Raw genomic sequence first — 20,610 nt, forward strand, 5'->3', positions numbered from 1 at the left:
GCTCAGGCGGCGAACTGCAGGCGCGCCAGTTCGCCGTACAGCCCGCCCGCCTGCAGCAGTTCCGCATGCGTACCTTGGGCGACGATGCGGCCGGCGTCCATGACGACGATGCGGTCGGCCTTGAGCACCGTGGCCAGACGATGGGCGATGATCAACGTGGTGCGGCCGTGCATCAGGCGCTCGAAACCTTGCTGGATCGCGGCTTCGGACTGCGCGTCGAGGTTGCTCGTCGCTTCGTCGAGCAGCAGGATAGGCGCGTCCTTGAGCAGCGCGCGCGCAATCGCGATGCGCTGCTGCTGCCCGCCCGACAGCCGCACGCCGCGCTCGCCGAGGTAGGTGTCGTATCCGTCGGGTTGGGCGGCGATGAAGTCGTGCGCTTCGGCGGTCTTCGCCGCGGCGACCACTTCTTCGTCGCTGGCACCGACGCTGCCGAAGCGGATGTTGTCGCGTGCGCTCGCGCCGAAGATCACCGTGTCCTGCGGCACGAGCGCGATGGCGCCGCGCAGATCGGGCAGGGCGAGTTGCTTCAGATCGATGCCATCGACGAGAATCGCGCCGTGCTGTGCGTCGTAGAAGCGCAGCAGCAGATGGAATACCGTGCTCTTGCCGGCACCGGAGGGGCCGACCAGTGCCACCGTCTCGCCCGGCTTCACGGTCAGGCTGAAGTCGTGCAGCGTCGGTGCTTCGGGGCGCGACGGATAGCGGAATTCGACGTGCTCGAAGCGAATCTCGCCGCGCAGCGGTCTGGTCAGTGCGACCGGTTGCGCGGGCGTGCGGATCGACGGCTGCGTCGCAAGCAGTTCGCCGATACGCTCCATCGCGCCCGAGGCGCGCGCGATCTCGCTCCACACCTCGGTAAGGCCACCGATCGAGCCCGCCGCGATCACCGCATAGAACACGAACTGGCTCAGCACGCCGACGTTGAGCCGGCCTTCCATCACGCCGCGTGCGCCGCTCCACAGCACGAGCGTGATCGCGCCGAAGATCAGCAGGATCACCAGCGCGGTCAGGATCGCGCGTTGGCCGATGCGTTTCTTCGCGGTGGCGATCGCGCGCACGATCGCGTCGTCGTAGCGTGCTATCTCGTAGGGCTCGCGCGCATAGGCCTGCACCGCGTAGGTCGCGTTGAGCGTTTCGTTGGCGATCGCCGCTGCGTCGGCGATGCGATCCTGGTTGGCGCGCGCCAGACGCTGCTGGCGCCGCCCCATCAGCACGATCGGCGCGATCACGAGCGGAATCACGAGCGCGGCGTAGCCGGCCAGGCGCGGGCTGGTCGCGACCAGCATCGCCGTGCCGCCGAGTGCGGTGACCACGCTGCGCAGCGCGACCGACAGCGATGAGGTGACGACCGTTTGCACGAGTTCGGTGTCGGCCGAAAGGCGCGAAGTCAGCTCGCCGACGCGCGTGCGCTCGAAAAAAGGCTGGTCGAGCGTGAGCAGGTGCGCATAGAGCTGCCGGCGCAGGTCGGCGACCGTGCGTTCGCCGAGCAGGGTGATGCAGAAATAGCGCGCGGCCGTCGCGAACGCGAGCACGCCGGCGACGCCGAGCAAGCCGAGGAAACCGGAGTCGATCACCGCCGGGTTCGCGTTGACGAAGCCGTGGTCGATCATCGCGCGTACGGCGACGGGCAGGGTCAGCGTGGCGAGCGAAGACAGCGTGAGGAACGCAAGCCAGCCGGCCACCAGGCCGCGGTAGCGCCGCAGATAAGGCCAGAGCAGCGGCAAGGCCGAGTAGCGGCTGCGTGGTGCGTTTTCGGATTCGGAAGTGGCGGACACGCGCTCGGCTCAGGCAGGAATGCAGTGCCAGCATGGTGCCGGGAAACGCGATTTCAATCCACCCGGCGCGCCGCGCTGCGACCGCGTGTCGCAGCGACGACCCAGGCGTCGAAGGCTTCGACGCGCGCTGCCGGCAGGCCGACGCGCAGAACGGCGCCGTTTGCGTCGAATCGTTCGTGCTCGATCGTCGCCGAGAATTCTGCCAGACGCGCGTGCAGCAGTGGCAGGATCGGGAAGGGCAGGAAGAATTCGACCGCCGACATCACCACCCATTCCGTCTTCGCGGCGAGGCGCAGGCATTCGGCGGCGGCTCCGCCGTAGGCGCGCGCGAGGCCGCCCGCGCCGAGCTTGATGCCACCGTACCAGCGCGTGACGACGACGACGGTGTTGTCCATGCGCTGTCCGTCAACCGCCTGTAGGATGGGTCGGCCGGCGGTGCCGCCCGGTTCGCCGTCGTCGCTGAAGCGGTATTGCTGGCCGATGCGCCAGGCCCAGCAGTTGTGCGTTGCGTCGCGGTCGGAGACCGCGGCGATGAAATCGAGCGCTGCTTCGGGCGAGGCGGCATTCGCGGCATTTGCCAAAAATATACTTTTCCTCACCTCCTGGCGCAGCGTCGCCGGTGCTATGGGTACGAAGCGCGTGACACTCATTCGAGCGGGCGCAGATCGCCAGGGACGAGGTAGTCCGGGTGGCGCGCGCGCAGTTCGGCGAGTGCCTGCTTCGCCGCGTCGCGATGGCCATCGCGCAGCATCCTGCGCACGATTTCGACCCAGCCGGGCAGCGGCGGCGGGTCGGGTGGATACGTGCCGCTGCGCGCTGGCGTCGCCGCGTCGCCCGGCGCCTTCCAGCGATAGCGTGTCGGGACGGAAGGATCGGCGTCGATGGTGAGTCCGCGCACTTGCGCAAGCGAATCGTGGCTGTGCTCCGGCGTGGTTTCGGCGCGGCCTTTGGTCGCGGCCAGGCGCGGCGCCGCGGCCGTCGCGGGTGACGGCGCCGGTTTGGAAGGCAAAGCGCTCGCCGCGCGAGCCGCTTCGGTCGCATGCGGAAACGCTGCAGGTTCGGCGTCGGCGCGCGCTGCGAATGCGGGTGCCGCCGGCTGCGGTGACGCCGCGACCGTGTCGTTCGCCGCGGCAGCGGCGTCCGGTGCGGCCTTCGCCTCACCGCCCATCGCGTAACGATCCCGCGGTTCTTGCATCGCGGCCTTGGCCGACGTTTGCGGCGCTGGCGCAGCCGCGATGGGTTGTTGGGCAACGGGCGCGGCATTGCCGCTTGCCGCGGCGCTGGCCGTTGGTGCCGCGGAATCCGCCATCGGCAGGGCTTCGCGCGATGGTGCGTGCGGTGGTACCAGGCGCCAGGCCAGCCCGGCGACGAGCATCAGCGTCGCCGCCGTCGCGAAGGCGGGCAGCCAGCGGCGCGCGCGTGCGGGCGGCGTGGGCTGCGCAGTCTGCCCGTGCAGGGCCCGGCGCGCCAGCGCACGCACGCGCGAATCGAGTTCGGTATCCGGCTCCGGATGCGGTAGCTTGCGATACAGCGTCTTGATGCGTGAATCATTCTCGCGCAGGAACGCATCGAATCCGGCGTCGAGGTCCTGTCCCGGCGATGCGGTCTGCCTGGGTTTGCGGATGTCGCTCATTCGGCCAGCCTCTCGCGTATTTTGCCGAAGGCGTAGCGCAGGCGCGACTTCACCGTCTCGTGGCCCGCGCCGGTCACCTGCGCGATTTCATCGAGACCGAGGTTCGATTCCATGCGCAGCAGAAAGGCCACGCGCTGCTCGTCGGGCAGTGCCTCGAGCGCCAGTTGCAGACGCCGGCGTTGTTCGAAATCGCTCAGCACTTCCTCGGGCCGCTCGTGTTCGGGCGCATCGAGCAGGCCGAGCACGTATTCGGTCTCGTCGACGTCGGCCTGCGGCCGCTTGCGGCGCAGGTGGTCGACAATCAGATTGTGCGCGATCTGCAGCAGCCAGGTGCTGAACTTCGCCTCGATACGATAGCGTGCGCGCGCCTGGATCGCGCGGCTCCAGGTGTCCTGGAACAGTTCGTCGGCGACGGCGCGTTCGGGCACGCTGCGCAGGATGAAGCGATAGAGCATGCCGCGCGCACGCTGGTAGAGCGCGTCGAACGCGGGCGCATCGCCGTGCGCATAGGCAAGCATCAATTCCTCGTCGGTCTTCTCGGTCCCCATTGTCGCGCAGGGTACGACAAATTCCGCGCGCGCGGCAGCGGCACCGCTTGCGCGGATGCCGGAATGGGCGGCGGAAACGACGGCGGCCATGCGCGATGTAACGCGGAGCAAACGTTGGCGGGGTTAGGATGCGCCGAACGGGTACGTCGAGAACGAAGGAGGTGCCGCGTGGTCCGAGAAATCCTCAAGATGGGCGATCCGCGCCTGCTGCGCGTCGCCAGGCCGGTCACGGCGTTCGACACCCCGGAACTGCATGCGCTGGTCGCCGACATGTTCGAGACCATGCAGGCCGCGGGCGGCGTCGGCCTCGCCGCGCCGCAGATCGGCGTCGACCTGCAGCTCGTCATCTTCGGTTTCGAGCGCAGCGAACGCTATCCCGACGCACCCGCGGTACCACGCACGGTCCTGCTCAACCCGGAGGTCACGCCGCTGTCGCAGGACAAGGAGGAGGGCTGGGAAGGCTGCCTGTCCGTGCCCGGGTTGCGCGGCGCGGTCGAGCGCTATTCGCTGATCCGCTACACCGGCGTCGATCCGCGCGGGGAAAAAATCGAGCGCGAGGCCGAAGGTTTCCATGCGCGCGTCGTGCAGCACGAATGCGATCACTTGATCGGCCGGCTCTATCCGTCGCGCATCACGGACTTTTCCAAGTTCGGATTCACCGAAATCCTGTTCCCCGACCTCGATCCGGGCGCCGACGAGTAGCTTTCGCGCGCGCGTGGAATTCAGCGCGCCGGCCGCGAGGAGGCCAGCAATTCGACAAGGTGATCTTTCCACAGCGCCGCCCAGGTGTGCGAGCTGTGGCCGTGGGTCGCCGCGCTGATCGGAATGACGATGGCGCGGCCATGCGTGACGTTCCGGATCTCGCGTTCGAGAATGCCGAGTTCGGGTGGGTTGATCTGGTCGTCGGCCGAGTTGATCGCGAGCAGCGGCGCCTTGATCGCACCGAGCTTCGGCTGCGGATCGTAGTTGCGCGATGCATCGACCTGATAGAGGCAATCGTTGGCGTCGTCCTGCTGCATCAGCGTGGCGATACGGTCTTCAAGATACTTGTCCGCGGCGTCGCGCGTCGGGTAGTCCTTCTGCCATTGCAGCGGCACCGAGCCCATGATGACGAGGATGTGCAGCGCGTCGGCGAGGCCGCGAGGCTGCTTCGTGTAGTCGCCGTTGTTCCATTCGGGATCGTTGCGGATCGCGTCCATGAACATGCGCCGGAACATGCGGTTGCGTCCGGCGATCTCGACCGGCAGCGCAGCGAGCGGCATCAGCGCGTCCATGAAGTCCGGATACGTTTCGCCCCAGACCCAACTGTGCATGCCGCCCATCGAAGTGCCCATGACCAGGCGCAGGTGATCGACCTTGAGCTTTTCGGTCAGCAACCGATGGTCGGCCTTGACCATGTCGTCGTAGTCGTAGTGTGGGAACTTCATGCGCAGCCCGTCGCTGGGCTTGCTCGACTTGCCGTGGCCGATACCGTCGGGCAGCACGATGAAGTGTTTCGCCGCATCCAGCGGCTGGCCGGGACCGAACAGTTGCCCGGCGAAGTGGTCGTTGAGGAACTGCGTGCCGGCGCCGCCGGTGCCGTGCATGATCAGCACGGCGTTGTCGACGTGCCCCTTGCGATCGCGATGGATCCTGCCGAGCGTGCGGTAGTGCAGGCGCAGCTCGGGCAGCGTCTCGCCGCTGGCGAAGCGAAAGTCCTTGATCGTGTAGTCGCCCTCACTTGGTGTCGGCCACGCGTCCGCGTGCGCGGATGCGCAGACGACGAGTGCGAGGAGAGCGGAAAGGAAAGGCGGGCATTTGCGCAGCATCTGGGTCACCGGATCGATTCGTTGCATGGGGAAGAGTGCAAGCAGACAGCCGTGGTTTCTCGCCGCAAGGCGGTACGCATCAATCGTGGCCGGATTGCGGCGTATTTCGTACGCGCCTACCAGGTTCGTGACGCAACGCAAGCTCGCCGTCCGCGAGGCGTGCGACGAGGCGGGTGGCGTGTCGCGCCCGTTCGACGGTGCGCAATACCTCGCCGCTGTCGCGGTCGAGCAGGATCGCGTAACCGCGCTGCAAGGTCGCCAGCGGACTGACCGCGTTGAGCGTGCGCGCGAGTTCGGCGAGTTCGTGTCGGCGTCGGTCGAGACGCCGGTCGATCGCGGCATGCAAGCGTTGCTTCAGCGCGGCGAGTTGCTCGTCGCGCCGAGCCAGGCGGATCAGTGGATGCTGCGCCTGCAGGCGCGCGCGCAAGTGCGCGAGGCGTTCGCCGCCGCGCTGCAGGCGCGCGCGCGGGTGTTGCGTGCGCAGGCGTGTCCAGGCATGGTCGAGGCGTTGCGCGGCGTTCTGCAGGCGGCGCAGCACAAGCGTTTGCAGCCGCGTCTCGTCGCGCCGCAGATCGCGCAGGATCGCGGCGCCATCCGGCACGAGGATTTCCGCCGCGGCCGAGGGCGTCGGTGCGCGCAGGTCGGCGGCGAAATCGGCGATGGTGAAATCGACCTCGTGCCCGATCGCGCTGACGACCGGAATCGCGCTCGCGCGGATCGCGCGCGCGACGCCCTCGTCGTTGAACGCCCACAGGTCTTCGAGCGAGCCGCCGCCGCGCGCGAGCAACAGCACGTCGTGGCGCCGCGCCTGCGAGGCCGCGTTCAGTGCGGCGATGATCGCCGGCGGTGCCTCCTTGCCCTGCACCGGCACCGGGATCACCTCGACCTCGACGAGCGGAAAACGCCGCGCCAGCACGCTGAGCACGTCGCGGATCGCTGCGCCCGTGGCCGAGGTGATCGCGCCGATGCGCCGCGGCAACGACGGTAGCGGCCGTTTCTTTGCCGCGTCGAACAAGCCTTCGGCGGCGAGCTTCGCCTTGAGCTGCTCGAACGCGCGCAGCAGTGCGCCTTCGCCGGCCTCCTCCAGATGCTCGACGATGAGCTGGAATTCGCCGCGCGCCTCGTACAGGCTCACGCGCGCGCGCGCGAGCACGCGCGTGCCGTCCGCCGGTTTGAAGCGCAGCAGCATCGAGCGGTTGCGGAACATCGCGCAGCGGATCTGTGCCTGCGCATCCTTCAGGCTGAAGTACAGATGGCCGGAGGCCGGCCGCGAGAAATTCGAGATCTCGCCTTCGATCCAGATCAGTGGAAACGTGTCTTCGAGCAGGTCGCGCGCGAGGCGCACCAGCTGGCTCGGGGAAAAGATTTCACGTTCGTTGTTTGAAGGCTCGGACATGCACGGATGCCGTTGTTCAGGCGCATGCCGGAATGACGGGCAGAAACAGGCGGTGCGGCAAGGTTACCCTGCCGACTTGCCTGCGCCAACCTTGCCGCGCTCGCGCCGCAGCTTGCGCCAGCGCAACAGCAGGCTCGCGCCAATCCAGAATGTAAGCAGCGCCAGCGGCCACGCGACGAGGCGCGGCCAGATCGCCGCCAGCGTGGCGACGACGATCAGCAGCAGCGCGGCCGGTGGCAACAGGCCGGCATCGGCGCCGCCGAGCAGGCGGCGGCCGCCGATCGCCGCGCCGACCGTGTTGACCAGGCGCAGCGTGCTCGCGGCGGCGCGGCTCGAGCTGCCGCCGCCCACGCGCATGCGGCGCGCGGGCGAGCGCGTGGGCCGGGTGCGATCGTCGAGCACGACTTCGGTCGCGTTGCGCAGATCGGCCTCGTACTGCGCCGCCACTTTCTGCGCGAAACCCTCGTCCTCGACCGCGACGTCGATCTCGCAATTGGTCAGCCAGCTGGCAATATTGAGGTTGCTCGAACCGACCCGCGCCCAGCGTCCATCAGCCACTGCGGTCTTGGCATGCAGCATCGAGCCGTTCCACTCGTATACTTTTACCCCGGCCTCGAGCAGTGGACGGTAGCCGGCATGCGAGAAGCGCGCGACGAGCTTGAGGTTGCTCGTTCCGGGCACGAGCAGGCGCACGTCGACACCGTCGCGCGCAGCCGCGCACAGCGCCTGGACATAGGGCGCGAAGCCGACGAAATATGCATCGGTCAGCCACAACGTCTTGCGCGCCATCGCGGCGACGAACAGATCGGTGCGATAGACACTGGCACGGTTCGGCGTGGTCGCGATCACGCGCAGGCCGATGTCGCCGGCAGCTCCGGGCGTGCGCATGTCGAGCGCGAGCGGCGTTCCGAGCTGGGCCCAGTTGTCGGCGAATGCACGCGCGATTTCAGCGCATGCCGGCCCGCGCATCGCGATGCCGGTGTCGCGCCAGGGTGGAATCTCGCGCGTCGGGTCGCCGAGCCATTTCTGCGCGACGCAGATGCCGGAGACGAAGGCGATCCCGCCGTCGACGACGAGCAGTTTGCGATGATCGCGGCCGAGCCAGGCGAACGGGCTGTCGAAGCGCGGCGGATTGTAGGCGCGCACTTCACCGCCGGCGTCGGTCAACGGCCGCCAGAACGATGGCTTGGAATTGCCGACGCAGCCGAGCCAGTCGCGGATCACGCAGACGCGCACGCCAGCCGCGGCGCGCTCGCTCAGCGCGGCCAGGAATTCGCGGCCGACCGCATCGTCCGCGACAATGTAGTTTTCCAGCAGGATGCTGGCCCGGGCCGCGCGAATCGCGGCCAGCCAGCGATCGAAATTCGCACGCGCATCGATCAGAAGGTCGAGCGCGTTGCCCGCGCTCAGGGTCGCGCCGGTAGCACGTTCGAACGCGTGCGCGGTCAGGTTTTGCGCGGAGCGCGCTGCGGCGGAGGGATCGACAAGCGAAGACATGCCGCGCTGATTCTACGGGTCGCGGCGATGCGGCGGTAGTTTCCCGCCCGGCCCGGTCGCGGCGTGTGCTCAGCCCGCGCGGCGCGCACCGGAGGCGTTTTCGCCCAGCGTGCGCAGGTACTGGCGGTCGAACGCGGCGAGCTGGCTTTCGAGTTCGGAATACGGCCCCGGCTGCCAGGCCTGCGAAGTCACGCCGAGATGCGCGTTGGCGCACAATTCCCAATCCTGACGGTTGGTCAGGTCCCAGAATTCGACCGCGGGACTCGCATCGAATCCGGGCGCCGCGATCGCGTCGGCATGGAACAGCCATTCGCAGACCACGCGCGTGCGGTCCTTCGACAGCGGCAGGGCGCGGTGCATCATCACGTAGTCGGGATGAAACGAGAGGAAGCCGCTCGGGAACAGGCTGTAATAGTATACTTTGCCGCGTTCCGCTTCGGTGATGCCGGGCAGTGCGGGCGCGCAGCGTTCGCCGCCCATGGTCATGCTGCCGTCGCGGTTGCTCATCCACATCGGGCCGCCGAGCACGGGCCCTTCGTCGAGATCGTTCTCGGAGTTGCGGAATGGCGTGAGCTTGTTCAGGTGCGGATGCGCCAGCGGGCAGTGGTAGCACTCGCTGAAGTTGTGGAAGATCAGCTTCCAGTTCGCGTCGACCTCGTATTCGCGCCGTGCGGCCGCGCGCAGTTCGGGCCCGCGCCACTGGCGGAAACGGTCGGCGAGGCCGGGCAGCGCTTCGGCGAACGGCTGCGGATTGCACGACAGGTTTACGAACAGGAAGCCTTCCCAGTTCGTCAGTGCCGCAGTGTGCAGCGGATAGTCGGCCGGATCGAAGCCGGCGACTTCGGTCATCGTCGGCACGCCGCGCAGCGCGCCGTCGAGACCGAAGGTCCAGGCGTGATAGGGGCATTGGATCGTCTTGCCGAGCGTACCCTGCGCCTCGCGGCAGAGCTTGCTGCCGCGGTGCCGGCAATGGTTGTGGAATGCGCGCAGTCCGCCATCGTGGTCGCGCAGTACGACCACGCTTTCGCTGCCGAGTTCGAACAGGAAGTAGCTGCCCGGCTGTTCGAGTTGCGAGACGTGGCCGGCGAGCATCCAGGAGCGGTAGAAAATGTTGTCGTGCTCGGCCCGCCAGATTTCGTCCGAGACGAAATACTCGCGGCCGAGGGTGTGCTGGCCGTGTGAGGTGCGTGATTTCATGGCGGCGATCCGGATGGTGACGATGGCGGGAGCCCATCGCATCCTACAATACTGCTGCCGCCGCGTGTCAGCAGCGCATTGTTTGTAACGACTCGCTTCGCCGCGCTGGATTACACTTGCGGATCGCGCTTTCGTCCGCACCTTGTCCGCATGTCCGCCGACCGTTTCCAACTCGTTTCCCCGTTCCAGCCGTCGGGTGACCAGCCCGAGGCGATTCGCCGCCTCGTCGCCGGCTTCAACGACGGCCTCGCGAACCAGACTCTGCTCGGCGTCACCGGCTCGGGCAAGACGTTCACGATCGCCAACGTCGTTCAGCAGATCCAGAAGCCGACGATCGTGCTTGCGCCGAACAAGACGCTGGCCGCGCAGCTCTACGGCGAGTTCAAGGAGTTTTTCCCGAACAACGCGGTCGAGTACTTCGTCAGCTACTACGACTACTACCAGCCCGAGGCCTACGTCGTCGCCAGCGATACGTACATCGAGAAGGATTCGTCGATCAACGAGCACATCGAGCAGATGCGCCTGTCGGCGACCAAGGCGCTGCTGTCGCGGCCCGATGCGCTGATCGTGGCAACCGTGTCGGCGATCTACGGCCTCGGCGACCCCGAGGACTACTTGTCGATGCGCCTGATCCTCGCGCGCGGCGAGCGCGTCGACCAGCGCGAGCTGATCCGCCATCTGACCGAATTGCAGTACGAGCGCGGCGACTACGAACTGCATCGCGGCTCGTTCCGCGTGCGCGGCGACGTGGTCGACGTGTTCCCGGCCGAGAGCGAGTTCGACGCGATCCGCATCGAACTGTTCGACGGCGAGGTCGAGAACATTTCGGTGTTCGATCCACTCACCGGCGCGGTGCTGCGCAAGCAGCCGCGCTGCGTGATCTATCCGGCCACGCACTACGTGACCACGCGCAAGCGCGTGCTCGACGCGATCGAGACGATCAAGCCCGAACTCAAGGAACGCCTCGACCAGTTGTACAAGGCGAACAAGCTGGTCGAGGCGCAGCGCCTGCAGCAGCGCACCCAGTACGACCTCGAAATGATGGCCGAGATCGGTTTCTGCAACGGCATCGAGAACTATTCGCGCCACTTCACCGGACGCAAGCCCGGCGAGCCGCCGCCGACGCTGTTCGATTACCTGCCGCCGGATTCGCTGCTCGTCATCGACGAATCGCACGTCACCGTGCCGCAGCTCGGCGCCATGTACAAGGGCGACCGCTCGCGCAAGGAAAATCTGGTCGAGTACGGATTTCGCCTGCCCTCGGCGCTCGACAACCGGCCGCTAAAGTTCGACGAGTTCGTCGCGCGCGAGCCGCGCACGATCTACGTTTCGGCGACGCCGGCCGACTACGAGGTCAATCATTCGCAGGGCAACGTGGTCGAACTCGTGGTGCGGCCGACCGGGCTGATCGATCCCGAGGTCGAGATCCGTCCGGTGCGCACCCAGGTCGACGATCTGCTTGGCGAGATCCACGCACGCGTGAAGATCGGCGATCGCGTGCTCGTGACCACGCTGACCAAGCGCATGAGCGAGAACCTGACCGACTACCTCGAGGAACACGGCGTACGCGTGCGCTACCTGCACTCGGACATCGAGACGGTCGAGCGCGTGGAAATCCTGCGCGATCTGCGCCTGGGCAAGTTCGACGTGCTCGTCGGCATCAACCTGCTGCGCGAAGGCCTCGATATGCCCGAGGTGTCGCTGGTCGCGATCCTCGACGCGGACAAGGAAGGCTATCTGCGCTCGACCCGTTCGCTGATCCAGACCATCGGCCGCGCCGCGCGCAACCTGCGCGGCAAGGCCATCCTCTACGCCGACCGCATCACCGACTCGATGAAACGCGCGCTCGAGGAAACCGATCGGCGCCGGCAGAAGCAGATCGACTACAACCTCGAACACGGCATCACGCCGAAGTCGGTGGTGAAGAAGATCGCCGACATCATGGAAGGCGCGCGCGCCGATGCCGAAGCGGAACGTGCCGGCGGCAAGCGCGGCAAGCAGCGCGCGTTCGCCATTGCGGAGGAAGCGGCCGACTATGCCGCGCTGTCGCCAGACCAGCTCGCGGCCAAGCTCAAGAAGCTCGAAGCGCAGATGTACAAGCTCGCGCAGGATCTTCAGTTCGAGGAAGCCGCGCGCGTGCGCGACGAGTTGCAGCGCGTGAAGGCGCTCGGTCTGCTGAGCTAATCCCGCCGCGAACGCGGCGAACCAGGCGCCCGATGCCGTGCGCCGCCGATGCGCGGTGGCGAGAGCAGGTTTGGGTGAAGCGAACGGAGGAAGCTAGTGGGATGGATGGTGGGGCCGCCGCCGGTCCGGACGATCGATTGCGTTGCAAGCAGACGTGGAGAATCGGCCCGATTGCGGGCCGCGAGGCTGCGTACGAAGTGGTGGGCAGTACAGGGATCGAACCTGTGACCCCCACCATGTCAAGGTGATGCTCTACCGCTGAGCTAACTGCCCACTTCGTAGCTGCGCCGCAAGCCGGTTCCGGCAAGGGGGCGCAAGAATAACGGAACGGCTGGGGTTCGGCAACCTTTTTCGTCGTCTTGCAGACGGCGCAGTCGGCGCCTCAGCCGGCCTTTTTCAAGGCGATTGCCGAGTTGAGCCCACCGAACGCGAACGAATTGCTCAGCACCGCGGCGACCGCTTTTTCGCGCGCTACGTTGGGCACATAGTCGAGGTCGCAGGCCGGGTCGGGGTCGATGAAGTTCATGGTTGGCGGCAGGATTCCGTGGCGCAGCGCGCCGATCGCAGCGATCATCTCGAGCGCGCCGGCCGCGCCGAGGGCATGGCCGTGCATCGACTTGGTCGACGATACCGCCAGCACGTCGGCATGCGCACCGAACGCGCGCCGGATCGCCTTGGACTCGGTCGGATCGTTCGCCGGCGTCGCCGTGCCGTGCGCGTTGATGTAGCCGACGTCTTCGGGGTTGAGGCCGGCATCGGTGAGCGCGTTCTGCATCGCGCGCGCGACGGTGACCTCGGACGGAAACACCATGTCGGCCGCGTCGGCGGTCGTGCCGCTGCCGGCGAATTCGGCAAGGATCACGGCGCCGCGCTTGCGTGCGTGCTCGTATTCCTCGAACACGAAGATGCCCGCGCCTTCGCCAAGCACCATGCCGCGGCGCTGCTTGCAGAATGGCCGGCAGGTGTCGTCGGCGGTGACACGCATCGCCTCCCACGCCTTCATCGTCGGCACGGTGACGCAGGCTTCGGTGCCGCCGGTTACGGCGAACTCGACCTTGCCGCTGCGGATCATGTCCGCGGCCTGGCTCATCGCGTGGTTGGCCGAGGCGCAGGCGCTGACCACGGCGAACGTGGGTCCGGTCAGTCCGTACTCGATGCCGATGTGGCAGGCCGGCGCGTTGGCCATGACGCGCAGGATCGTGAGCGGGTGCAGGCGCGGGTTCTTGTCGGCGTAGAAGCGCCGCGACTGCTCGTTGTGCGAGCCTTCGCCGCCGATGCCGCTGCCGACGATGCAGGCGCTGCGTTCGCCACGACCGCCGACGCGGAAGTCGAGGCCCGACTGGGCCACCGCCTCGCGCGCCGCGACCAGGGCGAACTGGGAGACGCGGTCGAGCAGCGGCAGCTTCTTGCTGTCGATGTGTGCCGCCGGATCAAAGCCGCGCACTTCCGCGGCGATCTTGACGTTGAGCAGTTCGGTCGGGATGGTCTCGATCGGGCCTATGCCCGAACGTCCTTCGCTCAGCGCAGCCCAGGTGGCGGCGGCGGTATGGCCGAGCGCGGTGATCGCGCCCATGCCGGTGATGGCGACACGTCTTGGGTGGCTCATGGAACGGAAAATGGAAAGGTCAAAGGAGGTGCCACGAGGACACGAAGATCACGAAGAAAAACAGAGAATACTTCGTTGCTCTTCTTCGTGGCCTTCGTGTCTTCGTGGTAAAGCTTTGCTCAGCTCTTCGACTTTTCAGCCGGCCGCCGGCGGCGCGGTACCCGCCGGTTTTTCGGCGACGAGCTTGTCGACCGCCTCGACCAGGCCGCGCACCGATTCGGTATCGAAATTCGGGTCGCGGTCGGGCATCGTGATCTTGAAGTGGTCCTCGATCTCGAAAATGATCTGCACCGCATCGAGCGAGGCGATTTCGAGGTCCTTCAAGGTCGAGTCGAGCGTGATCTTGCTTACGTCGATGTTCGCTTCCTTGGCGATGATGCCGAAGACGGCGTCCTGGACTTGGCTCATGAGAAGGTCTCCGTAGTTGCGGCAATGATAACGCAAGCGCTTCGCGTGGACTGAATGCCGACCGATCAGGCCGCCGGCTTGCCTTCGGCGATGCGTTTGAAGAACGCGGCGCTGCGCTCGATGACGACGTCGCGTTCCTGGTCGACCGTGATCATGTGGTAGCTCTTGTCGAGGATCACCGTCTCGTACGGCCCGCCGAGGCCGCGCTCCGCGCGATGCACGTTGGCCAGGCTGGCGACGTCGTCCTCCTTGGCGTGCATGATCAGCGCGGGCGCCTTGACCTGCGGCAGCAGCTTGCGCACGCGCCAGGACAGGCGATAGAACTCGGCCAGCGAGGGCCACGGGTTGCCGGGCAGACCGGCCTCGTCGCTCGCCCCGCTGAGCATCGCGCCGGCGATGCGCTGGCGGATGCGCTCGTCCTTGATGCCGTACGGAAACTGCTCGTGGAACCTGGCGTGCCGGCCGATGCCGACGCTGACCGCCATCGGCAGCAGGAACGAGAGCTTGCCGTACCACGGTATCGTCCAGCCGTCGTAGCGGAACGTCGTGCCGTAGAGGCCGAGTCCCGCGACCTGTTGCGGGCGCTCGGCGGCGAGACGCAATGCGAGCAGCGCACCCATCGACAGGCCGGCGACAAACAGGTGATCGACTTGCGCGGCGAACTTGTCGGCTGCTTCGCGCACACTCTGGAACCATTCGCTGCGGCCGGTCGCGAGCAGATCGGCTTCGTCGCCGCAATGCCCGGCGAGCTGCATGCCGTAGACGCTGAAGCCGTGGCGCTGCAGGCCCTTGGCGACGAACCGCATCTCGGTCGGGGTGCCGGTCAGGCCATGGATGAGCAGCACGCCCGAGCGGCCGCCGGGCAGGAGGTATTCGACGTTTTTTATCATGTCCGGAGTGTCGCGCCCGGGGCGTTAAGGGGCGCTTTACGGAATTTTACCGGATCGCGACGCAAATGCGCTCGTCCGCTGGCGTTCCCGGTGGTCTTTGCGTGTCTAGGCGCGCCTCAGCTTGGCCATTGCCCTGACCGGGAACGTGCCGACTCCCCTGAATTTCGGCGGCGTTGCGCTGAAGGCGAAGCCCTCGTCCGGCAGCGCGCCGAGATTGCACAGGTGCTCGACGATGAGGATGCCGGCGCCGAGCAGGGTGGAATGCACCGGCCGCTCGCCGCCGCGCGTGTCGTCGATGTTGTGCGCGTCGATGCCGACCAGGCACACGCCGCAGTCGCGCAGGTACCGCGCCGCCGCCGCGGTCAGGAACGGCCCGCCCTCGTAGTAGCGTGGCGTGTTCCAGTGCACGTCCCAGCCGGTATGCACGAGTACGGCGCGACCGCGGATCTCACGCTCGCGGAACACCTCGGCGTCGATCGCCTGCGCGGGCGTGTGCGGCGCGCGCACGACAATCGCGTCGAGGTCGGTCATCGCCGCAATCGCGATTTCGGCAAGATCCTTGCCGTCCGCGTAGCGATGGAACGGGCAGTCGAGGTAGGTACCGGTGTTCGTCACCATCTCGATTTTGCCGATCTGGAACTCGGTGCCCGATGCGTAGATCGCGCGCGACGCCTCGCGGCTCAGATAGTCGCAGACAATCGGCGCGGGCAAGCCTTTGTAGGTGACCAGGCCATGTTCGATCGTGTGGCTGAGGTCGATGAAGCGCGACAGCCGCGGTGCATCGATCGGCTCGCGCTTGTGCGCCTCGGAGATGATGCGCTTGTCGAGGATGCGCACCGCGCCGACCATGAGCAGGCGCAGATCGGCGACGAGGTAGTCCGCAAGTTCGCGGTCGGAGATGTCGTCGCCCGCGATGTCGAGGCGGAAATCCTGGCCCTGGATGCCGCCGCCGTTGGTGAAGTCGATCTCGAAGTCGAACTGGACGCGGTGAGCCATGCGCGGCAAAAGCTTGCGAAGGTCGACGCAGCATAGCGCAACGGCCGCGCCGCGCCGCGACCGATCCGGGCCATGGGCGGGGCTGCGCGGGCCAGAAATCTTCTGCGCCCGCCGCGGCGCGGGGATCAGACCGCGCTGCGGATCTCGCCGACGAGCTTCGGCGCCGGACGCGGCCAGCGCTCGAGAATCGCGGCACGGATGCCGGCCGCATCGATGCCGGCTTCGGCGAGCAATTGCTCGCGACTGGCGTGTTCGAGATACGCATCCGGCAGGCCGAGATGGAGCAGCGGCACCTGCACGTTGCGCGCGGCGAGGAACTCGGCCACGGCGCTGCCGGCGCCGCCGGCGATCGCGTTGTCCTCGACGGTGACGATCGCGTCGTGCGTGCGTGCGAGTTCGAGAATCAACGCTTCGTCGAGCGGCTTGACCCAGCGCATGTCGACCACGCTCGCGCCGAGTTCGGTGCCGACATTCAGCGCGGCAGCGAGCGGGCTGCCGAAGGCGAGGATCGCGAGGTTCGCGCCGCGCCGGCGCACTTCGCCCTTGCCGACCGGAAGCGGTTCCAAACCGGAGTCGATCTTCGCGCCGGGGCCGGTGCCGCGCGGATAGCGCACGGCGGCCGGACCGTCGTGCAGGAATGCCGTGGTCAACAGGCGGCGGCATTCATTCTCGTCGCTCGGTGCGGCGACGATGACGTTGGGGATGCAGCGCAGGTAGGACAGATCGAAGCTGCCCGCGTGCGTCGCGCCGTCCGGGCCGACGACGCCGGCGCGGTCGAGCGCGAAGGTGACGTCGAGATTCTGGACCGCGACATCGTGGATCGCCTGATCGTAGGCGCGCTGCAGGAAGGTCGAGTAGATCGCGATCACCGGCTTGGCGCCCTCGCAGGCCATGCCCGCGGCGAGCGTGACCGCGTGCTGCTCGGCGATGCCGACGTCGAAGTAGCGCTGCGGGAATTCTTTGGAGAAGCGCACCAGGCCCGAGCCTTCGCGCATCGCCGGCGTGATCGCGAGCAGGCGCTCGTCCGCGCGTGCCTGCTCGCACAGCCAGTCGCCGAACACGTCGGTGTAGGTCAGCTTGCCGGGCGCCTTCTTGACCAGGCCCTTGACCGGGTCGAACGGGCCGACCGCGTGATAGTCGATCTGTTGCGCCTCGGCCGGCGCGTAACCCTTGCCCTTGGTCGTGATCACGTGCAGCAACTGCGGGCCTTTGAGTTCCTTCAGCGTCTTCAGCGCATGCAGCAGCTGCGGCAGGTCGTGGCCGTCGATCGGACCGAAGTAGTGGAAGCCGAATTCCTCGAACAGGGTCGAGGGCACGAACATCCCTTTCAGGTGTTCTTCCCAGCGCTTGAAGAAACGCCACAGGAACCCCTGCCGGCGCATGCTGTTCTTCGCGCGCTCGCGCATCGCGTTGAGCGTGCGGCTGGTCATCAGGCGCGCGAGCATCTTCGGCAGCGCGCCGACGTTCTCGCTGATCGACATCTGGTTGTCGTTGAGGATCACGAGCACATCGGTGTCGAGATCGCCGCCGTGGTGCAGCGCCTCGTAGGCCATGCCGCCGGTCAGGCCGCCGTCGCCGATCACGGCGACGATCTTGCGCGCGTCGCCTTTGCGCTGGGCGGCCACGGCCATGCCGATCGCGGCCGAGATCGAAGTCGAAGAATGGCCGACGCCGAAGGTGTCGTACGGCGACTCGTCGCGGCGCGGGAACGGCGCGAGGCCGTCTTTCTGCTTGATCGTGTGGATGCGATCGCGGCGCCCGGTCAGGATCTTGTGCGGATAGCACTGGTGGCCGACATCCCAGACCAGGCGATCCGCGGGGGTCTCGTACAAATAGTGCAGCGCGACGGTCAGCTCGACCACGCCCAGGCCCGCGCCGAAATGGCCGCCGACGCCGGCGACCTGCTCGATCAGGTATTCGCGCAGCTCGCGCGCGATTTCAGGCAGCTCGGCTTCGTCGAACTTGCGCAGATCGGTCGGCGAGGCGATGCGCGAAAGGCGCGGGTAGTGTTGAGAATCGATCATGGGAATATCTTGTCCAATCAAGCATTTTCGTTCATTGCGTCATCAGCGGCAAGTTGACCGGGGCAGGGGCGCTCGCCATGGCGAAACGCGGGATTTATGCTGGCGGCCGCCGGGGAGGGGCGCGCATGGCGGCGATCGCGGCACGAACGGACTGGCGGGCGCTCGTTCCGGGCCTGATCGTGCCGACGCTCGTCGTCGCCGGCCTCGCCCGCTGGGCCGTGCAGCCACGATGGGACGACTCGAACGAGTGGCTGGACGGTCTGGTCGTGTTGATCCCGTTCGAAGGCGTGCGCGTGCTCGTTCTGCGCATCCTGCACGATACCTTTCACGAATATCGCCGGCCGTGGCAGGCGGCAAAGTTCTTCCTGCTCTCGCTGCTGGTCCTCGCCGGCATCTGCCTGGTGCTGGCTGCCTTTGCCTTCAATTGGCGGATTTTTCGATTCTCGCCGGCCCGCATACCTGGAAGCTGGCCCTGCCGCCGCTGGCACTCATCGTCGCTGACGGCGTGGTCAACGTTGCGTTTTTTCGTGGCGATCCGCGGCGTGCGGGGCGCTGCATTCCATTTCTGTGGCAAAGCCGTCGTTCTCGCGCATGTGCGTACTGCGCCTTTCCTGCGCACCGGCGAGCGTCTGCTCGGCAGGCGTATTGCGCAGTTGATCGTTACGCGCGGTTTTGACTTGAGTCAGCGCAATGCGCTCGGCGAACAGGGCGCTGCAGAGTCGGCTGGCGGTATTGCGAGGCGCTTAGCCGACAGGCTTCAACCGCCGTCCGGAGTCCTGCGCAACCGCTCGCGAATTGCCTGGCGCACGCGGATCTGCCGGTTCGCATCGCGCGCTTCGCTCAGGCGGCGCGTGTGCGCGGTGACGAGGTCGCCGCGGGTCAGCACACCGACGATTTTTTGCGGCGCCTCGCGCGTGACGACGGCGACGCTGCCGACTTTTTCCTCGACCATGTGGTCGGCGGCTTCGCGCAGCGAATTGTCCTCGAAGACGATGATCGGTGCCGTCGGAAGCAGCTCGCCCACGCCTTTGGCATCGGCATTCTGCGCATCGAGCAATTGCCGGCGGGTGACGATGCCGCGCAGGTTGCCGGTTTGATCGAGCACCGGATAGCCGAGGAATTGCGCCTTGGCGTCGCCCGAGGCGAGCCAGCGGCGCACGCTGCCGAGATCGTCGGCGGCGTTCAGCACGGTGAGGTCGCGCGAGCAGGAATCGCGCACCAGCACCTGGTCGAGATAGTCGGCCGCGTATTCGCTCGGCACGCGCACGCCGCGGCGCGCGATCTTCTCGGTCATGATCGTCTGGCGCATGCACAGACACGAGACCAGATAGGCCATCGAACAGCCGCCGAGCAGCGGCAGCAGGCCGGCCGGTTGCAGCGTGGTTTCGAATGCGAACACGATCGAGGCGAGCACCGCGCGCGAGGCGCCGGCGAACATCGCCGCCATGCCGACGAGGCCGGCGATGCGCGGATCGATGCCGAGGCGCGGCAGCAGCGGCGCGGCGAGCATGCCGGCCGCCGCGCCGAGCGCGCCGCCGATCGTGAACAGCGGCGCCAGCGTGCCGCCCGAGGTGCCGCTGCCGAGGGCGATCACCCACGACAGGAATTTCATCGCGCACAGGAACATCAGCGCATTGAGCGCGAAGCCGCCCGAGACGATCTGCTCGATGTTGGTGTAACCGACGCCGAGCGTCAGCGGGGCAAAAAAGCCGACCACGCCGACCGCGAGCCCGCCGAGCGCCGGCCACCACATCCAGTGGATCGGCAAGCGGTCGAACGCGTCTTCGACCGCGTAAACGGCGCGCGTGACGCCGACGCTGATGAAGCCGAGTGCCGCGCCGAGCAGGACATAGAACAGCAACGCGCCGGCGCCAGGAATCGCGACCTGCGGCATCGCAAACACCGCGTGCGAGCCGACCATTGCGTAGCGGATGCCGGTCGCCGTCGTCGCCGCGAGCGCGACCGGAATCAGCGAGCGCGGACGCAGCTCGAACAGCAGCAGCTCGACGGCGAGGATCACCGCCGAAATCGGCGAGCCGAACACAGCCGCCATGCCGGCGGCCGCGCCCGCGGCGAGCAGGGTTTTGCGTTCGATCGCGGTGACGTGCATGAGTTGCCCGATCAGCGAGCCGAGCGCGCCGCCGGTCGCGATGATCGGACCTTCCGCACCGAACGGCCCGCCGGTGCCGATCGCGACCGCCGACGAAACCGGCTTGAGAAACGTGATGCGCGGCGGGATGCGGCTCTGGTTGAGCAGCACCTGTTCCATCGCCTCGGGAATGCCGTGGCCACGGATCGCCGCCGAACCCCAGCGCGCCATCGCGCCGACGATCAGGCCGCCGACGACCGGAACGAGGATCACCCAGGCCCCGAGATGGTTGCCCGCCGGCGAGGTCAGCTCGGTCGACCAGCGGCCGTAGAAGGCAAAATTGGTGACGATGCCGATCAGCGCCGTCAGCCATTGCGCGATCAATGCACAGGTTGCGGCGAGCAGGATCGCGATCGTCGAAATCAGCAGCACGCGCTTGTCCAACTGCACCGACTTGCGCGGCATGCGCGCGGCAGTCATCACGTCGCCGAGACCGGGCGATACCGGCAACGGGTCGGCCGCGCTCGGGCGAGGGGGAGGAACAGATGCACCGGTCATG

At 67.2% G+C, this 20,610-nt stretch carries 16 protein-coding genes and 1 tRNA gene; 2 read left to right on the forward strand and 15 right to left on the reverse strand.

What is annotated here, in order from left to right; translation table 11 throughout:
• Positions 1 to 2 precede the first annotated feature (2 nt).
• From AC16HO_RS16525 to AC16HO_RS16540, 4 genes are read right to left on the reverse strand one after another with little or no spacing between them, the layout of a single operon-like run.
• Entirely contained in the window at positions 3 to 1,775 is a 1,773-nt protein-coding gene (locus AC16HO_RS16525; RefSeq protein ID WP_395641929.1) for an ABC transporter transmembrane domain-containing protein, read from the reverse strand.
• Positions 1,776 to 1,828: 53 nt separating this feature from the next.
• Entirely contained in the window at positions 1,829 to 2,425 is a 597-nt protein-coding gene (locus AC16HO_RS16530; RefSeq protein ID WP_395641930.1) for an IMPACT family protein, read from the reverse strand.
• Entirely contained in the window at positions 2,422 to 3,408 is a 987-nt protein-coding gene (locus tag AC16HO_RS16535) for a hypothetical protein (RefSeq protein ID WP_395641931.1), read from the reverse strand. The genes AC16HO_RS16530 and AC16HO_RS16535 overlap by 4 nt, the downstream gene beginning before the upstream one ends.
• Positions 3,405 to 3,956: an RNA polymerase sigma factor gene (locus tag AC16HO_RS16540; protein WP_395642165.1), complete on the reverse strand. Its 552-nt coding sequence runs from the start codon at positions 3,954 to 3,956 to the stop codon at positions 3,405 to 3,407. The genes AC16HO_RS16535 and AC16HO_RS16540 overlap by 4 nt, the downstream gene beginning before the upstream one ends.
• A gap of 168 nt (positions 3,957 to 4,124) precedes the next feature.
• Between AC16HO_RS16540 and def the strand changes: the two genes are divergently transcribed.
• On the forward strand, positions 4,125 to 4,658 hold the full coding sequence (gene def, locus AC16HO_RS16545) for a peptide deformylase (RefSeq protein WP_395641932.1): 534 nt from the start codon (positions 4,125 to 4,127) through the stop codon (positions 4,656 to 4,658).
• A gap of 20 nt (positions 4,659 to 4,678) precedes the next feature.
• Here the strand turns inward: def and AC16HO_RS16550 are convergent, their stop codons facing one another.
• The 4 genes from AC16HO_RS16550 to AC16HO_RS16565 all read right to left on the reverse strand — a co-directional run bounded on the left by AC16HO_RS16550 (position 4,679) and on the right by AC16HO_RS16565 (position 9,854).
• Entirely contained in the window at positions 4,679 to 5,791 is a 1,113-nt protein-coding gene (locus AC16HO_RS16550; protein ID WP_395641933.1) for an alpha/beta fold hydrolase, read from the reverse strand.
• 52 nt (positions 5,792 to 5,843) lie between these two features.
• Positions 5,844 to 7,160, reverse strand: coding sequence for an exodeoxyribonuclease VII large subunit (gene xseA, locus AC16HO_RS16555; RefSeq protein ID WP_395641934.1), 1,317 nt, complete (start codon positions 7,158 to 7,160; stop codon positions 5,844 to 5,846).
• A gap of 63 nt (positions 7,161 to 7,223) precedes the next feature.
• Positions 7,224 to 8,657, reverse strand: a complete 1,434-nt coding sequence (locus AC16HO_RS16560) for a phospholipase D-like domain-containing protein (RefSeq protein ID WP_395641935.1) — start codon at positions 8,655 to 8,657, stop codon at positions 7,224 to 7,226.
• A 69-nt stretch (positions 8,658 to 8,726) separates the two neighbouring features.
• The gene (locus AC16HO_RS16565) at positions 8,727 to 9,854 is read right to left on the reverse strand and encodes an aromatic ring-hydroxylating oxygenase subunit alpha (protein ID WP_395641936.1); all 1,128 of its coding nucleotides are present in this window, start codon (positions 9,852 to 9,854) and stop codon (positions 8,727 to 8,729) included.
• A gap of 150 nt (positions 9,855 to 10,004) precedes the next feature.
• Between AC16HO_RS16565 and uvrB the strand changes: the two genes are divergently transcribed.
• The gene (uvrB, locus tag AC16HO_RS16570; RefSeq protein WP_395641937.1) at positions 10,005 to 12,038 is read left to right on the forward strand and encodes an excinuclease ABC subunit UvrB; all 2,034 of its coding nucleotides are present in this window, start codon (positions 10,005 to 10,007) and stop codon (positions 12,036 to 12,038) included.
• Between the two features lie 198 nt (positions 12,039 to 12,236).
• Here the strand turns inward: uvrB and AC16HO_RS16575 are convergent.
• The 7 genes from AC16HO_RS16575 to AC16HO_RS16605 all read right to left on the reverse strand — a co-directional run bounded on the left by AC16HO_RS16575 (position 12,237) and on the right by AC16HO_RS16605 (position 20,609).
• Positions 12,237 to 12,311, reverse strand: a tRNA-Val gene (locus AC16HO_RS16575).
• Between the two features lie 109 nt (positions 12,312 to 12,420).
• Positions 12,421 to 13,644 (reverse strand): beta-ketoacyl-[acyl-carrier-protein] synthase family protein, encoded by a 1,224-nt coding sequence (locus tag AC16HO_RS16580; RefSeq protein WP_395641938.1) that lies wholly within the window; start codon positions 13,642 to 13,644, stop codon positions 12,421 to 12,423.
• Positions 13,645 to 13,779: 135 nt separating this feature from the next.
• Entirely contained in the window at positions 13,780 to 14,052 is a 273-nt protein-coding gene (locus AC16HO_RS16585) for an acyl carrier protein (protein ID WP_395641939.1), read from the reverse strand.
• A gap of 65 nt (positions 14,053 to 14,117) precedes the next feature.
• Positions 14,118 to 14,942 (reverse strand): alpha/beta hydrolase, encoded by an 825-nt coding sequence (locus AC16HO_RS16590; protein ID WP_395641940.1) that lies wholly within the window; start codon positions 14,940 to 14,942, stop codon positions 14,118 to 14,120.
• A 105-nt stretch (positions 14,943 to 15,047) separates the two neighbouring features.
• Positions 15,048 to 15,938: a cyclase family protein gene (locus tag AC16HO_RS16595; RefSeq protein ID WP_395641941.1), complete on the reverse strand. Its 891-nt coding sequence runs from the start codon at positions 15,936 to 15,938 to the stop codon at positions 15,048 to 15,050.
• A 125-nt stretch (positions 15,939 to 16,063) separates the two neighbouring features.
• Positions 16,064 to 17,962, reverse strand: a complete 1,899-nt coding sequence (dxs, locus tag AC16HO_RS16600) for a 1-deoxy-D-xylulose-5-phosphate synthase (RefSeq protein ID WP_395641942.1) — start codon at positions 17,960 to 17,962, stop codon at positions 16,064 to 16,066.
• A gap of 757 nt (positions 17,963 to 18,719) precedes the next feature.
• Entirely contained in the window at positions 18,720 to 20,609 is a 1,890-nt protein-coding gene (locus AC16HO_RS16605) for a chloride channel protein (RefSeq protein ID WP_395641943.1), read from the reverse strand.
• Between the last annotated feature and the right edge of the window lies 1 nt (position 20,610).

Source organism: Rudaea sp. (assembly GCF_057139185.1).

Coding starts and splice junctions, on each gene's coding strand:
- AC16HO_RS16530 (WP_395641930.1), bottom strand. CDS start 2,425: ATGAGTGTCACGCGCTTCGTACCCATAGCACCGGCGACGCTGCGCCAG.
- AC16HO_RS16535 (WP_395641931.1), bottom strand. CDS start 3,408: ATGAGCGACATCCGCAAACCCAGGCAGACCGCATCGCCGGGACAGGAC.
- AC16HO_RS16540 (WP_395642165.1), bottom strand. CDS start 3,956: ATGGGGACCGAGAAGACCGACGAGGAATTGATGCTTGCCTATGCGCAC.
- AC16HO_RS16550 (WP_395641933.1), bottom strand. CDS start 5,791: ATGCAACGAATCGATCCGGTGACCCAGATGCTGCGCAAATGCCCGCCT.
- xseA (WP_395641934.1), bottom strand. CDS start 7,160: ATGTCCGAGCCTTCAAACAACGAACGTGAAATCTTTTCCCCGAGCCAG.
- AC16HO_RS16560 (WP_395641935.1), bottom strand. CDS start 8,657: ATGTCTTCGCTTGTCGATCCCTCCGCCGCAGCGCGCTCCGCGCAAAAC.
- AC16HO_RS16565 (WP_395641936.1), bottom strand. CDS start 9,854: ATGAAATCACGCACCTCACACGGCCAGCACACCCTCGGCCGCGAGTAT.
- uvrB (WP_395641937.1), top strand. CDS start 10,005: ATGTCCGCCGACCGTTTCCAACTCGTTTCCCCGTTCCAGCCGTCGGGT.
- AC16HO_RS16580 (WP_395641938.1), bottom strand. CDS start 13,644: ATGAGCCACCCAAGACGTGTCGCCATCACCGGCATGGGCGCGATCACC.
- AC16HO_RS16585 (WP_395641939.1), bottom strand. CDS start 14,052: ATGAGCCAAGTCCAGGACGCCGTCTTCGGCATCATCGCCAAGGAAGCG.
- AC16HO_RS16590 (WP_395641940.1), bottom strand. CDS start 14,942: ATGATAAAAAACGTCGAATACCTCCTGCCCGGCGGCCGCTCGGGCGTG.
- AC16HO_RS16595 (WP_395641941.1), bottom strand. CDS start 15,938: ATGGCTCACCGCGTCCAGTTCGACTTCGAGATCGACTTCACCAACGGC.
- dxs (WP_395641942.1), bottom strand. CDS start 17,962: ATGATCGATTCTCAACACTACCCGCGCCTTTCGCGCATCGCCTCGCCG.
- AC16HO_RS16605 (WP_395641943.1), bottom strand. CDS start 20,609: ATGACCGGTGCATCTGTTCCTCCCCCTCGCCCGAGCGCGGCCGACCCG.